The organism is Microbacterium schleiferi, from assembly GCF_015565955.1.
Lineage (GTDB): Bacteria > Actinomycetota > Actinomycetes > Actinomycetales > Microbacteriaceae > Microbacterium > Microbacterium schleiferi_A.
Genome location: NZ_CP064760.1, coordinates 485,119 through 502,545, shown reverse-complemented (window position 1 = coordinate 502,545; position 17,427 = coordinate 485,119). Strand labels below are relative to the sequence as shown.

At 63.8% G+C, this 17,427-nt stretch carries 15 protein-coding genes; 10 read left to right on the top strand and 5 right to left on the bottom strand.

Features of this window, described 5'->3' with window-relative positions; genetic code table 11:
• Positions 1-5 precede the first annotated feature (5 nt).
• The 4 genes from IT882_RS02450 to IT882_RS02435 form a co-directional block, all read right to left on the bottom strand.
• Entirely contained in the window at positions 6-1,382 is a 1,377-nt protein-coding gene (locus tag IT882_RS02450; protein ID WP_229382438.1) for a lipopolysaccharide biosynthesis protein, read from the bottom strand.
• A complete protein-coding gene (locus IT882_RS02445; RefSeq protein ID WP_195693022.1) occupies positions 1,288-3,759 on the bottom strand; it encodes a glycosyltransferase family 4 protein in 2,472 nt (823 codons plus the stop codon). The genes IT882_RS02450 and IT882_RS02445 overlap by 95 nt, the downstream gene beginning before the upstream one ends.
• Before the next feature lie 119 nt (positions 3,760-3,878).
• A complete protein-coding gene (locus IT882_RS02440) occupies positions 3,879-5,267 on the bottom strand; it encodes a Coenzyme F420 hydrogenase/dehydrogenase, beta subunit C-terminal domain (protein ID WP_195693021.1) in 1,389 nt (462 codons plus the stop codon).
• A complete protein-coding gene (locus IT882_RS02435; RefSeq protein WP_195693020.1) occupies positions 5,264-6,391 on the bottom strand; it encodes a polysaccharide pyruvyl transferase family protein in 1,128 nt (375 codons plus the stop codon). The genes IT882_RS02440 and IT882_RS02435 overlap by 4 nt, the downstream gene beginning before the upstream one ends.
• 369 nt (positions 6,392-6,760) lie before the next feature.
• Here IT882_RS02435 and IT882_RS02425 point away from each other — a divergent pair.
• A protein-coding gene (locus IT882_RS02425) for an IS3 family transposase (RefSeq protein WP_370428832.1) occupies positions 6,761-8,157 on the top strand; the annotation gives its coding sequence in 2 pieces (ribosomal slippage) (positions 6,761-7,097 and positions 7,097-8,157; 1,398 coding nt in all).
• Positions 8,158-8,253: 96 nt separating this feature from the next.
• Here the strand turns inward: IT882_RS02425 and IT882_RS02420 are convergent.
• The gene (locus IT882_RS02420) at positions 8,254-9,633 is read right to left on the bottom strand and encodes a hypothetical protein (protein ID WP_195693019.1); all 1,380 of its coding nucleotides are present in this window, start codon (positions 9,631-9,633) and stop codon (positions 8,254-8,256) included.
• A gap of 499 nt (positions 9,634-10,132) precedes the next feature.
• On the opposite strand from IT882_RS02420, the gene IT882_RS02415 reads away from it, so the two are divergent.
• The 9 genes from IT882_RS02415 (at position 10,133) to IT882_RS02375 (ending at position 17,382) form a co-directional block, all read left to right on the top strand.
• Positions 10,133-11,530: a sugar transferase gene (locus tag IT882_RS02415; RefSeq protein WP_229382254.1), complete on the top strand. Its 1,398-nt coding sequence runs from the start codon at positions 10,133-10,135 to the stop codon at positions 11,528-11,530.
• Between the two features lie 35 nt (positions 11,531-11,565).
• Entirely contained in the window at positions 11,566-12,876 is a 1,311-nt protein-coding gene (locus tag IT882_RS02410) for a UDP-glucose dehydrogenase family protein (protein WP_195693017.1), read from the top strand.
• A 265-nt stretch (positions 12,877-13,141) separates the two neighbouring features.
• The gene (locus tag IT882_RS02405) at positions 13,142-13,423 is read left to right on the top strand and encodes a heat shock factor-binding 1 family protein (RefSeq protein WP_229382253.1); all 282 of its coding nucleotides are present in this window, start codon (positions 13,142-13,144) and stop codon (positions 13,421-13,423) included.
• Between the two features lie 82 nt (positions 13,424-13,505).
• Positions 13,506-13,772, top strand: a complete 267-nt coding sequence (locus tag IT882_RS02400) for a type II toxin-antitoxin system Phd/YefM family antitoxin (RefSeq protein ID WP_195693015.1) — start codon at positions 13,506-13,508, stop codon at positions 13,770-13,772.
• On the top strand, positions 13,769-14,155 hold the full coding sequence (locus IT882_RS02395) for a type II toxin-antitoxin system VapC family toxin (protein WP_195693014.1): 387 nt from the start codon (positions 13,769-13,771) through the stop codon (positions 14,153-14,155). The genes IT882_RS02400 and IT882_RS02395 overlap by 4 nt, the downstream gene beginning before the upstream one ends.
• A 125-nt stretch (positions 14,156-14,280) precedes the next feature.
• The gene (locus IT882_RS02390) at positions 14,281-14,550 is read left to right on the top strand and encodes a hypothetical protein (RefSeq protein ID WP_195693013.1); all 270 of its coding nucleotides are present in this window, start codon (positions 14,281-14,283) and stop codon (positions 14,548-14,550) included.
• A gap of 61 nt (positions 14,551-14,611) precedes the next feature.
• Positions 14,612-15,034 carry a TA system antitoxin ParD family protein gene (locus tag IT882_RS02385; protein ID WP_195693012.1) on the top strand — a complete coding sequence of 141 codons (423 nt, stop codon included), beginning with the start codon at positions 14,612-14,614 and terminating at the stop codon, positions 15,032-15,034.
• 288 nt (positions 15,035-15,322) lie between these two features.
• Entirely contained in the window at positions 15,323-16,750 is a 1,428-nt protein-coding gene (locus IT882_RS02380) for an HNH endonuclease signature motif containing protein (RefSeq protein ID WP_195693011.1), read from the top strand.
• 263 nt (positions 16,751-17,013) lie between these two features.
• Positions 17,014-17,382 carry a hypothetical protein gene (locus IT882_RS02375; RefSeq protein ID WP_195693010.1) on the top strand — a complete coding sequence of 123 codons (369 nt, stop codon included), beginning with the start codon at positions 17,014-17,016 and terminating at the stop codon, positions 17,380-17,382.
• Positions 17,383-17,427 lie beyond the last annotated feature (45 nt).

The following is a 17,427-nucleotide window of genomic DNA, read 5'->3' as shown; positions in this document are numbered from 1 at the left end:
AGACGTCAGCTGCGAAAGTACCGCCGCACCGAAGTCGCCTGAACTACATCACGTCGCAAGGGACGGATCGCAAACACGAGCGCGGACCAGACGAGCGCATACACGCCTATTCCGACGGCGACCTCAAGCCAAACGTTGCCGATCGCGAGTGCCCTGACGCCGAAGTAGGCTGCGAGCGCCGCTGCACCGTTCAAGCACATGCTTCTTAGCGCGGCAAAGAAAAGTGCCGAACTTGGCGCGGCTGCTGCGCGACCCATCCAGATTAGAGCGACAATCCACATCACTATTGAGCCAAGCGTGAAGCCTGCGGCCACACCCAGGGTTCCCCAAAGCGCACCCACGAGAATGCCTGCGATCCTTACCGGAGCTAGGGCAAGATTGATTCGAAGGTAGACGTCGGTTAGACCCTTCGACAACGCATACCAGTGAACCGCATAGGCGGCGACGTCCGCCGCGGCGCCGACTGCGAGTATCTGAACGATCGGGGCGCTCCCGAGCCAATCATTGCCGAGCACAATCGCGATCAGTGGGTAGGCGAGAGCTCCTCCTACTCCAAGCAGAGGAAGAGTGACCAGCAGCAGTACTTTCTGCCCTGTCACCAGGTAGTCCCGATGCCGGGTGTCGTCGTCTTGGAGCTTTGCTAGAACCGGTACCGCGACCCGCGTGAGGGGCAGATTGACTCTGTTGATCGAGTGGGTCACAAGCTCATATGCGCGGTTATAGAAGCCCAACTGTGTCGCACCAAACTGGGCGCCGACAACTACCGAGTCGACGTTGCGGGTGAGGTAGTTGAGAACCGCGACGCCGAAGAGATTTGATCCGTACCTAATGAAGCCGCCCATTCCGGGGGTTCTTCGGGGTCGTCCGGGAATCCACCGTCCGAATGCGGCGGACATCACCAGCCCGAACGTCGCTTGAGCAAGCTGTTGCGCCACAAGCGCCCAGTATCCGAAGCCGAACGCCGCCAAGACAGCGGCCGTGGCTAGAGCGAGAGCAGCAGGGACGACGTCGGAAAGGGTAACCATGCCGAACCTCAAGTCTCGCGACAGGTTCGCGCGATATTGGGCCGTCATACCGTTCAGCAGGAACCCCACCGCAAGCACCTGCGCAACTGAGGTAAGACGTGGTTCGCCGTAGAACTGCGCAATAAGAGGCGCGATCAGAGCCACGGTCAGACCTACAAGCGCGCCCAGACCCGTGTTTATCCAGAAGAGGTTATCCCTCTGGCTCCGCGTCAACTCTCGCGCTTGAACGGCTGCGCTCCCCAGGCCGAAGTCCCGGAGGATTTCACCAAGTCCGATGATCGCGACAACCATCGCGACGATCCCGAAGTCGAAAGGGGTGAGTAGTCGGGAAAGCAGGACGACCCCGACGAGCTGGATCCCAATCCTGGCAACCTGGCCAAGGAGGGTGTAGGACGCACCAGCGGCAGCAGATGAGGCGAGGCCCCGGACTCCCGAGCCCATGACTACCGACCGTCGGGGCGGACCCGAGACCCCGGCGAGCAGCAACCGCCCGTTGGGATCGAGCCGTCTGGCTGTGACTGCGATACTCGACGCCTTCAGCAAGAACCATCAAGTATCTGTCGGCGATCGCGTCCCAGCCATAGTCCGCAACCGAATCCGCACACCGCTTCGCGGCATCCTCGAAACCTTCGGACAGCGCATGACTGCAGGCAACGATGCCAGCTGCGATCTGGGCCGGATCGCGCTTGACGATCTCGCCGTTGATGCCACTTCGAATTAGTTCCGTAGCTAGTCCCGTTGGTGTCATTACGACCATTCGTCCCGAAGCAAGTGCCTCAAGGAGGACTAGCGGACCGGTCTCATATGAACTCGGCAGGACAACGACATCGGAAGCGCCGTAATAAGGTCGCGGGTCCGGCTGGGAACCGACGAAGTGGGTCCGCTCACCAACGCCCAGACGCTCCGCGAGCTGGCGCGCACTAGCGATCATTTCTGGTGCGCCGCCTACAATTATCAGTTCGTACGACGGGTCGAGCAACTGCATCGCCTCAAGCAACAGGAACAGTCCTTTGCGCTCATACTCATGCCCCACGAAGAGGAGCGCCGTGACTCCATCGTCGATCCCAAGTTCCGCCCTGGTTTCTGCCCTCAATTGTTCGGCAATGGAGTAACGCGCAAGATCGACCCCGTTGGGTATGACGCGTATCGGTGTGCGGACCTTCGGGTACAAGCGACGGAGCGTAGCCTCGTCCTGTTGAGTAAGGCAAACGATCATGTTCTGCCACCCCCACCGATACCGAACCTCGTCACGAACCAATGTGAACCAGTGCATCGGATTCAGGGGCACGTAAAACCGGTTCGTCTGGCGCCGAACAACCACGACCTCTTTCAGAAGCCCATGGTTGACGTAGACGTCGCCACCGATTGGGTCTCCGTGGACGATCACCCCCAGATCTGGACGCTTAGCACGGAGGCGAACAACACGCACCGTACCGATGACCGAGAACCAGACAACCTCAGCCATCAGCGCGAGCTTCTTGATTGGGCTTCCACTCACCTGAGTGCGCATGCTGAGCCCGGTTGAAGCAAGAGTCAGACGCGAAGTGGCAACCCCCCGGCGGCGCAGTGAATCATCAATCGCGTGCACCACCTGCGCCACGCCGGCGCCGGGTCCAATGTGTCGAGCAACCTGCACCACACCGCGCGAATGCGCGTTTGCCCTCATGGTCAAGACGTCCGAGAGCCGAGCGACAACCGCCGGCAGATCATACGTCGACAAGACACGCTCGCGTGCCCGTAGCCCGACGGACCGGTCAGCACCGAGCGACTGGAGTATGGCCTCAGCAATAGCCTCCGCCGAAACGCGTTCCGCGAGGAAGCCTGTAGAACCGCTCGTGATCTTCTCTGGAATCCCACCGACCGGAGTTCCAACACAGATCGCGGCTCGAGACATAGCCTCAAGCGTCGTCAGACTGCTCCCTTCAAACCGCGACGGCTGCACGAATCGGCCCGAGGCTCCTATGCTCGCCTGGATCGTAGCGTCATCGGCGCCCTCCACGATCTCTAGATCCACTCTGGGTGCGACTGCGACGCGCCTGAGGATGTCCTCCTTCTGGTGTCCAGCACCGAAGTGAACCCAACTGAGCTGCTTGCCCGTGCGCTCGTTGATGATGCGCAGGGCTTCGACGAGAAGGTCGTAGCCCTTGTTGGGAGCTAGGCGGCCCACGCTGATCAAATCGGCCTTACGTGCGTGTGGTCCACCTTCGACCGCGAGCGCATCCAACCGTGAAACATCAACGGCATTGGGGACCAACTCAACCGCCCCTCTTGCCACACCGAGATTGCGCTGCACCTCTTCGATAAGTGCCGCGTCAGTGGCGATAACGCGGTCTGCGAAGCGTGCACCGCGCGCCAGGTAGCGTGAGAGAGCTGTCGCCAAGGTCCGCAACGGGCGAGACCGATTGAACTCCTCCATCCCGTGCGGGTTAGCGACCAACCAGAGCGGAAGCGTACCCGCGATTCCGCGGAACGTTCCTGAGGCACCCCCATGTGCATACACGGTTGCACCATGAGGAATCCGCTCGCGGATGGCGCGTCGTACACGGCGCGTCCACAGCCAGTAGAGAAAACCGAAGCCTGGCCTCCGGAATCGCCCAGGCGCAACCGGCCATGCAATCGATAACGTCGATATCTCTGGCGGGGCGACTTCACTCGCGGCAAAAGGCGCGACGACAGTGACGCGCCATCCAAGGGAGGAAAGGGCTCGTGCCTGATCTGCGACCGCGCGCTCCATACCCCCTACTCCGGATCCGAAGGAGGCAGAGCGTGTAACTATCCAGAGCACCCGCTCAGATTCGTCGGACCCGTCGGCGCGACCGAGTCCTTCCGCCGAAGTGGGCCTCGAGCGGACAGTCACGCGAATCGCCTCCGGAGCTGAGCGAGCATGCCCGCTGCGCGGTATGACAGTTCATACTCCCGAGTGAGAGATTTCATACTCTTCCCGAAGACGGCGAAGTCTCTGGACTCGAGAGCTCCCAAAAACGCCGAGTGGCTCTCACGCGCCATTTTGACGCGCATGCGTTGCACGTGTCTTCTGGCGAGTGAGGCTTTCTGCCGACCGTCGTATCTCATCCGCGGGACAAACTCGCCCCGCGACCGCAGATACTCAAACCGAGTCGGCAGTAGTTCCCGCCCATGTCGAACGAGGCCAGCCTGGGACCTACGCACGTCCGCAACATCAATGTCATCAAGCTTCAGTTCCCGCGACGCTCGACCACGTTCAAGCAACTCCTTCAGCTCATTCGTGCGGGCAATGACGACGTTCGTTCCGCGCGAATCATCGAGATACTGAGGCAACCAAGCGTCCCCGAATACGACGTCAGCAGTCTCGTTTAGGACATCGTCTGCGTAGTCGGAAAAGTTCACCTTGAAGAACCCCAGGCCCCAGTCCGTCCCGTAGAGCTCAGAGGTCGGAACCGTAATGTCAACCGGCTTGCCATCGGCAGCGCTGCCGACGAGGCGCGTGCCGTATGCACTGGCACGCCGTTCCGGGAGCTTCACCCTGAAGTCGATCCACTCCAAAGCGCCAGGATCGATTCCGACTTGCCAGCCGAGGCTATCGGCGTAGTGGCGGCTCTTCTGGTGGCCGCAGATTAGGCCGACGAAGTAAGGGAGCCTTTCGGAGAGCGCAGGCATAGCTTCGCATGCGAGCCTCGCTTCATAGAGCACCGAGGGTATGCCGACAAGCGCGTAGCGCCCACCGCCCGCCAATACCTCTGGAAGCGTGGCTCCCAGGTGGCCGGGGTAGTACTTCGTCTTGGCGTCGCTGCGGATTTCGTCCAAAGTTCGCGAGACGCCGTACTCAAAGAGCGGGTGTCCCGCGCCACGGCTTTGCTTCAAATGTATGACGCCGTCGATGCGGCCGCTGCTGAGCAGCTCCCCCAGAAGCCAAGTCGTCAGCCCTCCGGAGCTACTGCTCGCTCGGAGAGCTTCGTCACTGACGGCTCCCGCATATGCGCCGACCACGTGGCCCGCTACTGGGTCGACGCGCGCACCTTCTTCGGAACCGTAGAGTCGTGCGGCGAGGGCGTCCTCACGCATGCCAAGCCGCGAGAATGCTGACACGGACAGAAGGCGGCGAACATCTGAATCACTAAGGCTTAGGCCGCTAACGTCCGATACCGGGATTCCTCGCCGGTCGAACTCGGTCTTAACCCCATCAACCATGACGTCGAAGACGCCGGAGCCGACGACGAGGTCGCTTGAGACGAGGCTAGCCATCAACCTTCCGGCTTCGTTCACTGGCTTTCCCCCTCGTGAACGCTCGGTGCACCATCCGCCGCCGACACGCGATGTATCTCAGAGTCGAGGTAACTCATGAACTGGTCACGTTTGCGCTCGAGGACGGCGGTCCCCTCGCGATAGTCATGGCTCAACAACGCGGTATCCAGCGGTCCTTGGTCTTCACGGACGAGGCGGTTGCCCAGACCAAAAGTGCTAGCGAGTGTCGATATACGGGACGACATACTCCCGCCCGGCCCGCGGCGCGGCACGATTGCGAGGGGTGTATCCAGCATGAAAGCAAACACGCTGCAGTGGAACGAGTCGGTCACCACTAGCTCGGCGCCGTTCACGAGCGAGACGAACTCGCGAGGCCCAGTCCGCGCCGTGACGGGGTCACGGGGATTCGCAAGGTCCACCAATTGGAGCGACTGCGAACGAGCGAACAACTGAAGCTCCTCGCGGCGACGATCATGACTTCCACCAAGTAGAAGCGTCAAGAGATACGGTCCGCGAACGGCGGTGTTCTCCCGCTGCAGAGCGACCCAGCGCTCCGTGGGGAGCGCCATAGTCGGGTCGATGAGTACCTCGGGCCTGCGCCCGATCATCTCCTCGACCAGTTGCGCACCCTCAGACTCTCTGACCGATAGAGATCCGAAGTCTGCGAGCCATCGAGAATACCTTTCCCGCCACTCGGAGGGGATGGTCGACAGCCCAAAGCTAGGCGCGAGTGCAACTTTCCGCCCTCTGTCCACTCCTGCAAGGCACTGCTCACCGGAAGGAATCCCACCCAGCCGCCTGTCGTTCGGGTTCCAGACCTGGTCACTTCCAACCGAGTAGAAGTCGAAGTCACCGAGTCGCGAGGAGAAGTGACGCAAGGACATAGAACGCGTCGGGGTCATTGTTCTTGTGAACTCCGCGAATCGGCTGGACCGGCCAGCGACGACCCCACTGTCACGCAAGTCTTTGAAGCCGCGGTAGTAGGCGCCTCGAGCAGCCGACCGCAACGGGAAATCGGTGAACTCTATCGTGGTCGCCTTGACGCCGCGGTCAGCGTACAGCTGGTGGACGGCATAGTTCTGAAGCCGATTCCCATAGTTCTTCAGGTCGACGATTGTGATCACACCGACGGTTCGGGGCTTCATATCGCTCCAGGTCAGGGGCAGTGAGTTGTGGAAGCCCGAGCGGGGGCGCGCTCCAGCAATCCCAGCTGGGCGGCCGTCGGTTGCCCGTCTTCGCCTCAGCGCGCTTCCCTAGGGAATGCTAGCAATGCGCAACGGAAGAGAATGACGTAACCGCAATACGATCGTGTGAACTCTTCGCACCCGAGCGATGAAGGACCAAAGGTTGCCGAGAGTCAGACGTTCGGTCCGGATCACTGACGTAGCCATCATCCATCGGCCGGATCTCGAAATACTTGCGAGTCGCTCCCTGTGCGTCAGGATGGGGTGAGACACCAGCACTGCTGACCTTCGCACTGCACGGGGCGAGAACGGACCAATACTGAGATGACGATGACGGTTGCTGACGTCGGCACCGATGATGGGGCTATGGCTCCTCGTGCTGACCGGCCCAAGAGGCGGACGTTCACCGCCGAGTTCAAAGCGGCGATCCTGGCCGAGTACGACGCCGCGGACCGCTCTGGGCGTGGGGAGATCCTGCGCCGGGAGGGCCTGTACACCTCCCACATCATCGAGTGGCGCAAGGCCGCGGCCGCCGGCTCGCTGTCCGGGCTGGGCAGCAAGCCGCGGGACCGGCGCGAGCGGGAGCTGCAGGCGCTACGGGCCCGGGCGGAGAAGGCCGAGGCCGAGCTGGCCAAGACCAGGGCGGCGCTGGACCTGATGGGAAAAGCACACGCGCTCTTGGAGACGCTCTCCGAGAGCGCGGACAAGCCGCCGCGGTCGCCGCGGTGATCAACCCGGCCGTCGACGGGCTGGCCGAGCACGTCGGCACCGCGGCTGCGTGCGCGCTGCTGGGTCGCTCCCGCGCCAGTCACTACCGGGCCAAGAACCCGCCACCGCCACGTCCACGGACACCGCGGCCGGCACCGGCGAACAAGCTGTCCGCCGCCGAGCGGGCCCACGTGCTGGCCGTGTTGACCAGCCAGCGGTTCGCGGACAAGTCGGTCGCCCAGGTCTGGGCCACGCTGCTGGACGAGGGCACCTACCTGTGCTCGATGTCCACGATGCACCGGATCCTGCGCGAGCACGACATGGCCGGGGAACGGCGCCGGCAGGCGAGCCACCCGCCCCGGACCCGGCCCGAGCTCGTCGCGACGGCGCCGGGGCAGGTGTGGAGTTGGGACATCACAAAGCTCAAGGGGCCGGAGCGGGGCGTGTACTACGACCTGTACGTCGTGCTCGACATCTTCTCCAGGTTCGTCGTGGGCTGGACCATCGCGGCCCGCGAGGACGCCGAGATCGCCAAGAACCTGCTCGAGCACGCCATGGGCATCCATGGCGTGCCGGAGGCGATCCACGCCGACCGCGGGACCTCGATGACCTCCAAACCGGTCGCTCAGCTGCTCGTCGACCTCGGGGTGGCCAGGTCGCACTCCCGCCCGCACGTGTCGAACGACAACCCTTACAGCGAGGCGGCGTTCAAGACGCTGAAGTACGCCCCGGTCTTCCCCGAGCGCTTCGGGTCCCTGGCCGACGCCGGCGCGTTCGCCGAGCAGTTCTTCGCCTACTACAACCACGAGCACCGCCACTGCGGGATCGGGCTGCACACCCCCGCCAGCGTCCACTTCGGCACCGCCGGGCAGGTCCGCGCCCAGCGCCAGGCCACCCTGGACGCGGCCTACGCCGCCCGTCCCGAGCGCTTCGGCCACCGCCGACCCCAGGCGCCCAAGCTGCCCGAGGCCGCCTGGATCAACCAGCCCTCACAGGAGGCCCTCATACAGACCGCCTGACGGAATCTGTCTCACCCGCCTTGACACTTTCCGGCTGCCCCACAGGAACTCGTGCCATTCGCTCTGAACGCTCCCCTCATCACATAGAAGACACCGCTATGCGCGGGTTCGCATGTCGATCCGCGAAGCAACAGCATGATCGCCATCGCCCCTTCGTCTTCGATTCCGCCGAAGCGAGGCGTGCGGCTCCTTTGACCGGGCGTACTCGGCGAGAGCGAGAAGGCAGAGGATCGTTACAACGGCTAGCTGCGCACCTCGGTTACTAGACCAGGGAGAGAACAAGAGGTCCCACGTGGTCTTCACCCCGACCAGAGTGACAAGTGGGGCCCACTTGCCACTCACGAGGACTGCCGCAACCGCAAACATCACCGCGAGCGAAGCCGGAAACAGAGCCGCAATCGGGCCACCTTCGACCCACGTGCCCAGCACCATTGAATGAAGCGAAACGAACCCGTCGCGCCGGATCCAGTAGCCGATGAAGTTTGATTCGTCACCCATGCCGAGGCGTTGAGCATACTCAACACCCAGAGACACCGCAGACGCGTCCAGATACTGCGCATTGCCCCACCCGAGGATCGGTCGAAGGACAATGGCGGCCCACGATAGCGGGGGCTCTGACCGGCCGCCCAGAATTGCAGGGCCGCCGTTCTCTTCGGTTTGCGCAGCGGTTCGCGCAGCGACGTCTGCACCGAACCATCCTGAAACGACCGCCTGCTGAAGAGCCCATACGAGGAAGACCAGCGCAGCCCCCGTTAACACAATGGTTGCAACTCCGTGGCGACGTCCCGCAAGGCCACGGATAGCTATCACAAACACGGCGACGAAGCACGCCAATCCGAGGGCTCGGAACCCGACCGAAAACGATAGGGAGCCGAGAATGGTCATGACGCCCGCCACAACCATCGGCGCCGCACCGGCCAATATGGTCAGGTATACGACGAGCACAGTGACGGGCGTCCCGACGCCAAACTTCCAGAATCCTTCAACACCAAGATTGAAGACGCGGGCATCGGGCAGTAGGAAAAGTACGTACCCCAAATAGCCGAGATAGAACCAGAAGACGAGTTGCGCGGCCTCTCCCGTCGATCGAGCGATCACGCCGTAGGCGATCAAGGTCACAGCGAAGACCATCGCATGGCCGATGATCGCTGTCGGGAGCGGAACCGCGTTGACTGACGCACTTACCCAGGTGACGAGCACGCTAAGCAGAGAGATGACGACGAAGAACGCGAGAAATCTTGGCCTCGGAGACGTGCGTCTGGATAGCGCCGCGGGGATAGCGACGATGACAGATAACGGAACTCCGACCCCAAACTGCGGCAACATAGGTATCGACGCCGTGAATCCCATAACACGGCGGAACCACGTGAACTCCTTGCGATTCCCTGCATCTCTAGGGGTCGCTTGGCCAGGCGTCGGCTTCTGCCGAGCCTCCCCGGACTGTCCAGCGAAGCGCGGGAGCCGGCCGTGGGTCACGAATTCTCGCTTTCTCGTCGCATTTGGTTCATCCAGCGCAGCATCCAACCAGCCGGTTCGGAATACGCCGGAAACGAAGCCGCCCTGGCTGCGGCACGGGTTCTAGCTCGAGTAAGTGTGTCACCTTCAGTGCTCACCTGTCTAAGAGTTGTGTCTCCAAGGCGTCAAGCGGAATCGAGGCTCAGCCTCCGAGCGTCTCCCGAGGGCCGCGGCCAGCCGGAACCTGACGGACCTCGTGCAACCTCGCGGTGGATCGTTCCGCCGAGATCGGACGACCCAATAAGGAAACATTGTCGTGGTAACTTCAGCACCGCGAACGAGGCAGGAGCGGACGGGCATGGCAGAACATTCTCAGGTCCTTTCCCACGACCAGGTAACGGGCCAAGCACCTGGGAGCATCCCTCCACGCCAGACCATCACGACCAGCACAGGTTCAGTCCTGACGGTCAAGAACGGATCGCCCCAGCGTTGGCAGCCCCGATTCACTCGAAGGTTATGGGTGAGCGATCTGGTGACCCTCATCTGGGTAGTCTACGGAACCCAGATCTTCTGGTTCGGAACCGGCAACGCCGCACTGTCCCTCGCGCTTGACGGGCGCTTCAGTGCCATCTCGTACTGGTTCGCCTCAGCGATCATTGTGTTGGTGTGGTGGTGGGTGCTGTCGCTCTCAGACTCTCGCAGCTACCGGGTAATCGGCACCGGGTCGACGGAGTACATCCGAGTAATCGACTCCAGCATCCGCCTGTTCGGTGTCATCGCGATCGTGGCATTCCTGTTCCAGATCGATATCGCCCGAGGATATCTCCTCATCAGCTTGCCCCTCGGCATTTGCATGCTCGTGCTTGTCCGCTGGCTGTGGCGACACTGGCTCTTCGCAAAGCGATATAACGGCCAGTACATGTCCCGCGTCCTCCTCGTCGGCTCCGAACCCTCTGTCGCACAGATTGCTTCGGAGCTGCAGCGAAACCCGCGGGCCGGCTACCGCGTTGTGGGGGCTTGCGTTCCTTCTGGCCGCGTCGCTGACACGATTCCGGGCACCGGCGTGCCAGTCATGGGCAATGTCGACGGGGTGGAACGAGCAGTTGCAGCGACCCGTGCCGACACCGTCGCCGTGACGAGCGCCGACGAACTGCCGCCCGACAAGGTCAAGCAGATTTCGTGGAGCCTGGAGGCCGGGAAGCAGCATCTCGTGCTCGCTCCGAGCCTCGTTGACATCGCAGGCCCGAGAATCCACATCCGCCCCGTGTCAGGCCTTCCCCTGATCCACGTCGAAACGCCACGCTTCAGCCTCGGTCAGCGACTTCTCAAGCGCTCTTTCGATCTCGTCGCCGCCACCGGCATCGCGATTCTCATTTCGCCGATACTGCTGATCGTCGCGATAGCGGTCAGTTGGACAAGCGTGGGCCCTATCCTCTACAAGTCCGAGCGAATCGGGATGAAGGGCGAACCCTTCCGGATGCTCAAGTTCCGTTCGATGCGCGTCGGCGCCGACAAAGAGTTGAAGGCACTCCTGGAGGCTCAAGGAACGAGCGAGAAGCCGCTCTTCAAGGTGAAGGACGACCCTCGCATCACACCCGTGGGCCGGTTCATTCGCAAGTACTCGCTCGATGAACTGCCTCAGATCTTTAATGTGATCGGTGGCTCCATGAGTCTCGTCGGCCCACGACCGCAGATCGCCGCAGAGGTCGCGCTGTACTCGGAGGCCGCGAAGCGGAGACTACTCACGCGGCCAGGCATCACCGGCCTGTGGCAGGTGAGCGGCCGATCGGCGCTCGACTGGGATGCGGCAGTGAGGCTCGACCTCTACTACGTAGAGAACTGGACCCTCGCGGGCGACATTGCGATCCTGTTCAAGACCGCCCGCGCAGTCATCGCACCTGGCGAAACCGCCCACTGACCTTCCCTTACCGAAAACCACGACGCGGAGAACTAATGCGCCTTTCTGTCATCGGATGCGGATACCTCGGAGCCGTCCACGCGGCGGCCATGGCATCCATCGGTCACGAGGTCGTCGGCATCGACGTCGACCAGCGCAAGATCGACGCGCTGTCGAAGGGCGAGGCGCCGTTCTTCGAGCCAGGACTCCCTGAGATCCTTGCCGAGGGCGTGGCATCCGGTCGCCTGCGCTTCACGACCGACATGGCCGAAGCCAAGGGCGCAAAAGTTCACTTCATCGGTGTCGGAACCCCACAGCAGCGCGACGGCTATGGCGCAGACCTCACCTACGTGAACGCCGCTGTCGACGCACTCGTGCCCTATCTCTCCGCGGGCGACATCGTCGCGGGCAAGTCGACGGTTCCCGTCGGCACCGCAGCCGAGCTGACGCCACGCGTCGAGGCTGCGGGCGCCACGCTCGTGTGGAACCCCGAGTTCCTCCGCGAGGGATGGGCCGTGCAAGACACGATCGACCCCGACCGGCTCGTCGTCGGCGTACCTTCGACGGATGAGGGAGCCGCCGCGGTCGACATCCTGAAAGAGGTCTACGCGCCGCCGGTTGCCAAGGGCACGCCGTTCATCGTCACCGACCTCGCCACCGCCGAGCTCGTGAAGGTCTCGGCCAACGCGTTCCTCGCGACCAAGATCTCGTTCATCAATGCGATGGCCGAGATCGCCGAGGTCGTCGGCGCCGACGTCACCCAGCTCGCCGACGCGATCGGTCATGACGACCGGATCGGGCGCAAGTTCCTCGGCGCCGGTATCGGTTTCGGTGGCGGATGCCTGCCCAAAGACATCCGTGCCTTCTCGGCCCGCGCCGAAGAGCTCGGCCGCGGCGAATCGATCGCGTTCCTGCGCCAGATCGACGAGATCAACATGCGGCGCCGTGACCGGGCCGTGCAGCTCGTGGTCGACGGCCTCGGCGGATCCGTGTTCAAGAAGAACGTCACGGTGCTCGGTGCGGCGTTCAAGCCGCACAGCGACGACATCCGCGACTCCCCCGCCCTCGATGTCGCCGTGCGCCTACATGGACTGGGCGCGTGGGTGACGGTCACCGACCCCGAAGCGATCGCGAACGCTCAAGCGAAGCATCCGCAGCTGAACTACGTGGCCGACCGCGACGAAGCCCTGCGGTCGTCCGACGCGGTGGTTGTCGTGACCGAGTGGGACGAGTACCGCCGGCAGATGCCCCCAGAGCATGTCTCGACCCTCACCGAGGGGCGGGTCATCATCGACGGACGCAACTGCCTGGATGCCGCCGCCTGGCGCGCCGCCGGCTGGACCTATTACGGCATGGGCCGCCCGTAGGGCCGACTCTTCCGCAACGTCTCGGTGAGGTGCCGGGGCCGGATAGTGCTCCCACCGGCGCGTGCATTCATGAGGACAACACCTCACTACGCGCTGAAGTGGAGCTGTACGCAGAGCACCTACTCCGCCGGTTTCTTCAGGAAGCTCGGTTCCTCCACAGCCACCGTTCATCCGCTGGTGTGCCGATGATCGCAATCCTGCGTTGACCGGATGGGTTGCCCTGGCAACCTGCGTGCACCGAGCGCATCATGGAAAGGTGACCATCGTGACGGAACCACAGGGCTGGGTGCTCATCGGACTCTTCACGACGATCATGCTCGGCGGTATGACGGTCATGACCACCTTGCTCATGCGGTCGATGACAGCATCCATCGACGGACTGCGCGGCGAGATGAACGGACTGCGTGGCGAGATGAACGGCCGCTTCGACGGCCTGCGCGGCGAGATGAACGGCCGTTTCGACGCAATGGCAACTCGCATCGACCACCTCGACCGCGATGTCGCCGCACTGAGCCGGCGAGTATGGGGAGAACCCTCGGGAGAGTAAGCCCCTCGACCGTCGCCCGATTCACGTTTCGGTGTCTCGACCGCCGAGCTCCACTGTGCTACAGCGCGCTACACTGCTCGATATGGACACCGTGAGCCACCGAGAGCTTCGCAACCGCAGCGGCGAGATTCTGCGCCGGGTCGAAGCCGGCGAGACGGTGCAGATCAGCAACCGGGGCAAGGTCGTTGCACTCGTCTCGCCCCTCACCCCGCGAGGCCCCGACGCCCTCGTCTCTGAGGGCGGTGCGCGGCGGACCATAGCGCCCCTGTCGACGCTCTCAGGCATCCGTCGCGCGGCATCTGCGCGCGACACAGCCGAGATCATCCGCGACGCCCGAGGCAGCTGGTGACCGTTACCTACCTCGATACCTCAGCGGCGATGAAGCTGCTGATCGACGAGGCAGAATCCGACGCGCTCGTGCGCGAACTCACCACCACGGCACGAGACGTGGTGGCTTCATGGCTCCTCCACACCGAGCTGCACTGTGCTGCCGGCCGAAACCCGAGCCTGATCGAGATCGACGCCATCGCCACTGTGCTCGACGCGGTGACACTGATCGACGTCACACGCGGCGACCTTCTCTCGGCGGGCACGCACGCACCATTGCGATCGAACGACGCGATTCACCTCGCGACTGCTCTTCGTGTCGGCGCCGACGAGGTGCTCACCTACGATGACGAGCTCGCGGCGGCAGCCAAGCGATCGGGGCTGCGCATACTGGCGCCAGCGTAGAGCTCGTCTCTCCTCCCCAGCACCTCGCGCCAGGGCGTCTGCCACATGCGATTGCGACTCCACCGTGCAAGGGCGAAGCGGTGGCATCCTGAATCGCGATACCGCACACTGGGAGGGTGACCGTCGTGACCGAACCGCAGAGCTGGGTGCTCATCGGCATCTTCGCGACCATCATGCTCGGCGGCCTCACACTGTCGACGAACCTCATCATGCGCGCGGTAACCGCGAGCATCTCCGGCGTTGAAGGACGAATCGACGGCCTTGACACCAAGATCGAGAGCCTGCGCGGAGAGATGAACGCGCGCTTCGACGCGATGGGTACCCGCATCGATCACCTCGACCGAGATGTCGCCGCGCTGAGCCGACGGGTGTGGGGAGAGCCCTCCGGGGAGTAGGCATCCGTCGCGATTCACCAGGGGTAACCCAGCAGCTGTAGCCGATCTCTACGCAATGCGTATGGCAACAATGCCCAGTCGCGTCGACCGCCGTCTTCATGACGACGCGCAACAGGCCGCCGCCCAGCACAGCCGCAGCACGGCCCAGCAAATCGACCACTGGGCGCGCATCGGCCAGCAGCTCGAAGCAGCCCGCCAGACCACCGACGATGCCGTCGAGCAGGTGCTCGCGGGCCGTCGCACCTACGACGCTCTGACCGAAGAGGCACAAGCCGTCGTGAGGGCGACCTGGGACGAACGAATCGAGCACACCGTCGCAGGCCTCGATTTCACGAGCGAACTCGAGAAGGCTGGCATCCCCTGGGCGGAAAGCGACGAGCCCGTGCGTCTCGTATCGCGTGAGGCGGGGCGGACACGATGTGCCAGAGGAGTCGATCCGGGCACGATACGAACGACTGTGGCGTCTGATCGCCCGGCCTCGTGAGATCGCCGACGAGGCCATCTTCTACGACAACTCCTGGGCTGCGACGCCATCTCGGGTCGCCGCACGATACCGCCGCGGATCGCTCACCGGCTCGACCGACTGGCCGGCACGGACGCCAACCGAACTCTTGGACTGACGAGGCCGGGAGTGGGTCTCAGTATCGTATGTTTGTTCTATGGAGTTTTCACACTACCCCTTGGACACTCCCACAGAACCCCATGCCTTCGAGCTCTCCACATCTGCGGCCCTCGGCGGCTCAATGTCGGAGGTCGATGTCATAATTAGTACATGTATTCGAACGGAGTCATCGAGTTCAGCGAGGCGCAGACCGCCGAGCTGACCGCGATCGTCGCTGCCGTTCAGCAGGCGGATGCCGCACTCGCCGCCGCCGAAGCCTCCCGTGTCCGCGCTCTCGCCCGCGCGGGCGAGTTGGCACGCGAGGTCTCGGCGGGCAAGCCTTCCCGGGTTCGTGAGCACGACATGGCGCTGCGCAGCATCGCCGCCACCATCGGGGTTCCGGCACGTGTGTCCGACAGGTCGATGCAACGCCAGATCGGCGACGCCACCGTGCTCGCCGAACGCTACCCCGGCACCCTCGAAGCCCGCGGCCGGGGTGAGATCACCCGCCAGCACGTCTACGCGATCCAGGATGCCGCCGCCGACCTCCCCGACGACGCCGTGCCCGCGTTCGAAGCCGAAGCACTCGAGCGGTGCCGACGCGACACCGTCGGCCGTGTCAAGGCAGAACTCGAGATCCTGGCCCAGCGGATGCATCCCCGCAGCTTCGCCGAACGCCACGCCTCCGCACGCGAAGACCGACGCATCACCACCGGCCGCCTGCCCGACGGGATGTCGGGGCTCTACCTGGTCGGGCCCACCCCGATGATCGCCGGTATCGACGACCGCCTGAACCAGGTGACCACCGGCATCATCGATGCCCGCACTGCCGCTATAGCTGCCGTCAATGCAGCAGGCGGCGCCCCGGTGGGCGACGACGACGCACGCATCCCCGCCCAGATTCTCGCGACCGACACGCGCACCCGAGCTCAGATCCGAGCTGATGTCGCCGTCGACCTCCTCCTGGCCGGATCCCCCGTCGCCGACCCCACCGCCATGGGCGACGGGCCCGGCACACTCGGCGCCATCCGCGCGAAGATCCAGGTCGTCGTTCCGGCCCTCAGCCTCCTCAAGCCCCAGGGCGACGAGAACGGCCCCGCAGAGCCTGCCGATCTCGTCGGCTACTCCCCCATCGACGCCGAAACCGCCCGCGCCATCGCCGAAGCCTGCGACACCTGGTGGGAACGCCTCGTCACCCACCCCGCCACCGGAGCCGTCCTCCACACCGACGGCTACCAGCGCACCGCAGCGATCGACAGGTACCTGCGAGCCCGCGACAGACACTGCCGATTCCCCGGATGCCGCCTCCCCGCCATCCGCTGCGAAGTCGACCATACGATCGATTACGCCCTCGGCGGCAAGACAGATGTCTGCAACCTCGCACACCTCTGCCAACGACATCATTCGATGAAGCAATTCGCCGGCTGGAAAGTGAAACAACTCGACGGCGGCATCCTCGAATGGACCTCACCTGTCGGAACCACCTACACCGACTACCCACCCACACCAGGGGTTCATTTCGCGCCCGATCCATACGACCCGGACGCTCCACCGCCCCCGGATGCCGGCCCGCCGGATGCATCCGACGCACCATTCTGACTCGGTGCACGGCCCCCGCCACCCCGCGCGCTGCCTACCCGACGCACGACTCCGCCACCCGCCGCGCATCACGCACGCGTGATTGCGCACTCCACGTCCGCCAGCCACGCGGGGCGCGACCGCACATGCGCCAACGCAATGCACGGCTCCTCCCCAGCGCGCTCGAGTCCGCCGAACACCCCCGAGGCCGCTCCCGGCCACGCCGCAGCGCGGGAACCTTGGCATCCTGATGTGACCTGTCGCACACTGGAGAGGTGACCGCCGTGACCGAACCGCAAAGCTGGGTACTCATCGGCCTTTTCGCCACGCTCATGCTCGGCGGCATGACCGTCATGACAACTCTCCTCACCCGCACGATGACGGCTTCCATCAATGGGCTACGCGGCGAGATGAATGGCCGCTTCGACGGACTCCGCGGCAAAATGGACGGGCTCCGCGGCGAGATGGACGGACTCCGCGGCGAAATGGATGCATCGATCAGCGGACTCCGCGCAGAAATGAACGCGTCGATCGGCGGACTCCGCGCGGAAATGAACGCCCGGTTCGACGCGATGGGCACTCGCATCGATCACCTCGACAAAGACATCTCCGCACTCAGCCGCCGCGTCTGGGGCGAGCCCTCCGGCGAATAGCGTTCCAGCAACCTCCCGAACCGCGCCGCACCACGCCACGCCGAC

What these genes read in the sequence shown, in the direction of transcription:
- IT882_RS02445 (WP_195693022.1), bottom strand. Translation starts at nt 3,759, where the DNA reads ATGGAGCGCGCGGTCGCAGATCAGGCACGAGCCCTTTCCTCCCTTGGA.
- IT882_RS02435 (WP_195693020.1), bottom strand. Translation starts at nt 6,391, where the DNA reads ATGAAGCCCCGAACCGTCGGTGTGATCACAATCGTCGACCTGAAGAAC.
- IT882_RS02410 (WP_195693017.1), top strand. Translation starts at nt 11,566, where the DNA reads ATGCGCCTTTCTGTCATCGGATGCGGATACCTCGGAGCCGTCCACGCG.
- IT882_RS02400 (WP_195693015.1), top strand. Translation starts at nt 13,506, where the DNA reads ATGGACACCGTGAGCCACCGAGAGCTTCGCAACCGCAGCGGCGAGATT.
- IT882_RS02385 (WP_195693012.1), top strand. Translation starts at nt 14,612, where the DNA reads ATGGCAACAATGCCCAGTCGCGTCGACCGCCGTCTTCATGACGACGCG.
- IT882_RS02380 (WP_195693011.1), top strand. Translation starts at nt 15,323, where the DNA reads ATGTATTCGAACGGAGTCATCGAGTTCAGCGAGGCGCAGACCGCCGAG.